This is a genomic window from Modestobacter sp. DSM 44400, from assembly GCF_900107175.1.
Taxonomy (GTDB): domain Bacteria; phylum Actinomycetota; class Actinomycetes; order Mycobacteriales; family Geodermatophilaceae; genus Modestobacter.
In genome coordinates this window covers 1-3,565 of record NZ_FNOZ01000119.1, presented here as the reverse complement: position 1 = coordinate 3,565, position 3,565 = coordinate 1, and the positions used below count along the sequence as shown (strand labels likewise).

General features: G+C 68.1%; 3 protein-coding genes. 1 reads left to right on the top strand and 2 read right to left on the bottom strand.

Going from position 1 to position 3,565, the window contains the following annotated elements; all coding sequences use genetic code 11:
- Window positions 1–456: 456 nt before the first annotated feature.
- A complete protein-coding gene (locus tag BLW04_RS29025; protein WP_371327828.1) occupies window positions 457–669 on the bottom strand; it encodes an IS3 family transposase in 213 nt (70 codons plus the stop codon).
- Window positions 670–791: 122 nt separating this feature from the next.
- On the opposite strand from BLW04_RS29025, the gene BLW04_RS24950 reads away from it, so the two are divergent.
- Complete coding sequence (locus tag BLW04_RS24950; protein ID WP_091548286.1) at window positions 792–2,000, top strand: S8 family serine peptidase; 1,209 nt, start codon at window positions 792–794, stop codon at window positions 1,998–2,000.
- Window positions 2,001–2,706: 706 nt separating this feature from the next.
- Here BLW04_RS24950 and BLW04_RS24945 read toward each other — a convergent pair.
- On the bottom strand, window positions 2,707–2,886 hold the full coding sequence (locus BLW04_RS24945) for a YegP family protein (protein WP_175484294.1): 180 nt from the start codon (window positions 2,884–2,886) through the stop codon (window positions 2,707–2,709).
- Window positions 2,887–3,565: the final 679 nt, after the last annotated feature.

Genomic DNA, 3,565 nt, shown 5'->3' with positions numbered 1-3,565 from the left:
TCCCACAACTCGTCCGGGATCTCGTCGGTACGCAACATTCGTCCAGCGTCGCCCACCAACCCGCCAATCTTTGGCAGACACGCTCTAGTCGGAGAAGCGGGAACCTGGTACCGGCACTCCATGAAACGACCGATCTCAGGGCGAGCGACAGGGCGCGGCCGCCGCGGCATCACCACGACGTGTGCAGCATCAAGGGACGTCAGCGGATGACCAGACCTGTCGGGAAGACGTGCCGCAGGCCCCCTACGAGCAGGTAGGCATGGTGGACCCCTCCTTCGGCCGTCGCGATTCCGGTCGGCTTCCCGCGCTGGCGGTCGGTGGAGTTCTCAGGGTCCATCCACGACGCCTGGCGGGCTTCCTTGAGCTCGGGTTCATCCCGTCGGACCCCGGCCCGGGACATGGAGGCTTGATCTGCCGATCTGCCCCGAGGTTCTCGGACCGTCGGTTTGACGGCTTCTATGCGACTGCCTGGGATGACGTCCATTCTTTGAGGACTTCGTGTGGCGTTTTGTAGCCCAGGCCGGAGTGCAGTCGTTGTCTGTTGTACCAGAGTTCAATGTAGCCGACAACGTCTCGGCGAGCGTGTTCGCGGGTCGGATACACCGTTCGGTGCACCCGTTCGTTCTTCAGGGCCGCAAAGAACGATTCGGCATCGCGTTGTCGTAGCAGATACCTGTTCGGCCCATCGATTGACGGAGTCCGAGCGCGCTGATCGTGGACGCAAACTCGCGGGATGTGTAGTTACTTCCCCGGTCGGAATGGAAAATGGCATCGGGCCTTGACCCCTGATCGTGGACACCGGCCAGGGCGTCGACATCGCCCTCGTCGACTCCGGCGTCGTCCCCGTGGACGGGCTGAACACCCCCGGCAAGGTGATCTACGGGCCCGACCTCACCCCGGAGGCCGGGACCCCGACCGGCAACCTAGACAGCTACGGGCACGGCACCAACATGGCCGGCATCATCGCCGGCCACGACACCGCCGCCACGGCCCCCTACAGCGGGGACACCTCCCACTTCGCCGGCATGGCCCCCGACGCCCACATCGTCAGCATCAAGATCGCCGACGCGCAGGGCCACACCGACGTGTCCCAGGCCATCGCCGCCATCGACTGGGCGGTGGAAAACGGCCACAAGCACGGGCTGAACATCCGGGTGCCCAACCTGTCCTTCGGCACCGACGGCGCGCAGTCCTACGTGCTCGACCCGCTCGCCTTCGCCGTCGAGCAGGCCTGGCGAAGCGGGATCGTCGTCGTCGTGGCCGCCGGCAACGCAGGCGACACCAGCCCGCGGCTGAACAACCCGGCCACCGACCCGTACGTGATCGCCGTCGGCAGCGACAACGCCAACGGCACCGCCGCCACTGCCGATGATGCGATCTCCTCGTTCTCCAGCAGCGGCGACGGCACCCGCAACCCCGATCTGGTCGCCCCAGGCGAGCATGTAATCAGCCTTCGCGTCCCCGGCTCCTACCTGGACAGCCAGTACCCGGCCGCCCGCATCGGCCAGCGGCTGTTCCGGGGCAGCGGCACCTCCCAGGCCGCCGCCGTCGTCTCCGGCGCCGCGGCGCTGCTGCTCTCCCAGCGCCCCGACCTCACCCCCGACCAGGTCAAGGCACTGCTCACCGGCACCGCGCAGCAGGTGCCCACAGCCTCGGCCGCCCTGCAGGGCAACGGCCTGATCGACCTGACCGCCGCCGCTACCGCCCCCACCCCAAAGCAGGCCACGCAGCACTGGCGACCCTCGACGGGGCTGGGCTCCCTGGAGTCCGCACGTGGATCGGTCCACCTGTCCGTCAACGGCAAGCAGCTGGCCGGTGAGGTTGATGTCCGGGGCCACGCCTTCGACTCCGCCGCCGTCGCCGCGGGCACCCGCAACCACACCAACTGGAACGGCGTGAGCTGGTCCGGGGTCTCCTGGTCGGGCGTGAGCTGGTCCGGGGTCTCCTGGTCTGGGGTCTCCTGGTCCGGGGTGAGCTGGTCCGCCGACGAGTGGGTCTGACCGCCTGAGAATGCGAGCGTCGCCGCCCGGCAACGCCGCTGCGTCTGCATGGACGCCGGCCTCACTCCATGCGACGCCGCGGCCGCACCGGCGGCGCCGCTCGGCTCCACCCCCCCACAGGCACCCCACGGCCCTGACCCCACCGTGACGCTCCCATCCCCAGTGTCGCCCCCCGGCGGGGGGTCTTCCAACGACCGTTGACAAGGAATCCCGATGAGATCGACTCGCGAACCGCTGCGCGTGTGGAGCTGGTACTTCTACGACCCTGGCCTTGACCAGCAGGTGGTGTTCGCCGCGGCCACCTACCGGCCCGCGGACCTTCGCGCCGTGCGGACCCGTCTGCGGCTGCCCGCGCCGGTCACCAGTACCCGACTGCATCCGTCCGCTCCGGGCTACGCCGAAGCCGCGGCAACCCCCCTGCGGGCGCTATGGATGCCGCTGGATCAGTTCGCCGCACGTTCGACGCGTTGGCGGCACGAGCACCAGCTCGCCGCTGCCCGGCTCCGGCTTTCGCTGCCCCACATCGGCTCCGAAGGAGCTACCGAGCGGCTCTTTTGCGCCGCCGATAATCCACCTTCTGTCAGCGCCAGTCGCCCACCGACATCCCAGGTGTCCCGCCGTGGGCTGACCGAGCTTGACCAGCCCCGCGCTTTGGAGCCGCGCCTGCGCCCTCGGCGACAGCCCGGCTCCGCAGCGCCCGGGGCTACTACTGCGTCTTGTCGACGATCGTGGCTGTACCGCTGTCGCGCTTGAGTAGCTCGGCGGCGTTCCGGGCGTCCTCCTTGCGCTTATATGTCTCGGTCACGGCGATCGTGGCGTTGTTCCCGCTCGCCAGGACCTCCAGGTAGTATTGGCCGTCGCTGCTGTTCTGGATGACGAACTGCACGAATCCTCCTGTCCATGGGTCGTGCGCCCACCCGAACCGGTGTGGGAGCACTGGGTAGTTACCCAACTACACAAAGCACCTAACGTCCGGGGGTGACTGCTTTGGTGCAGGCGACCTCGGCGTCTCCGCCTCAACGCCCGGGATGCCCCAGCGATGCTCACCACCCCGACAGCCCGTCGTCATCCGCGCTACCCCGACTTCACCAGCAAGCGTTAGCCGAAGCCAGGTGTCTCACTTCCAAGGAAGTGAGACACCACTGGGGGCGGCGCCCGCCAGGTCAGTCGCGCGGGTAAGTGGCCGGAAGCGCGCCCTCTACAGGCCCGAGTCGTTCGACTACTTCGCCCCACGTCAGCGCTTCCACCGACGAGGGCGTACAGGCTGGTCTCGATGCCGAGATGGCCCGACTGGCTTATAGCTCAGCCAGCTGGCGTGGATCGGCAGGTGCACCAGCTCGGCGGTCGGCCAGGCCGCCCGCATGCGCTCGACCGACCGGGCGCCGTTGTGCGAGGAGCCGTTGTCAACGATCCAACACACCCGTTGGCGTCATGCAAGCCAGTGCGGGAAATCTACATGCCGTCGCAGGTCATGTTGGCCAGTTCGGGATGGGCGCGTAGCGCGTCGCCCATGGTGGCGTGTCCGCGCATCTTGGCCATCATCTTGGCCATCATCGGGCTGCCAC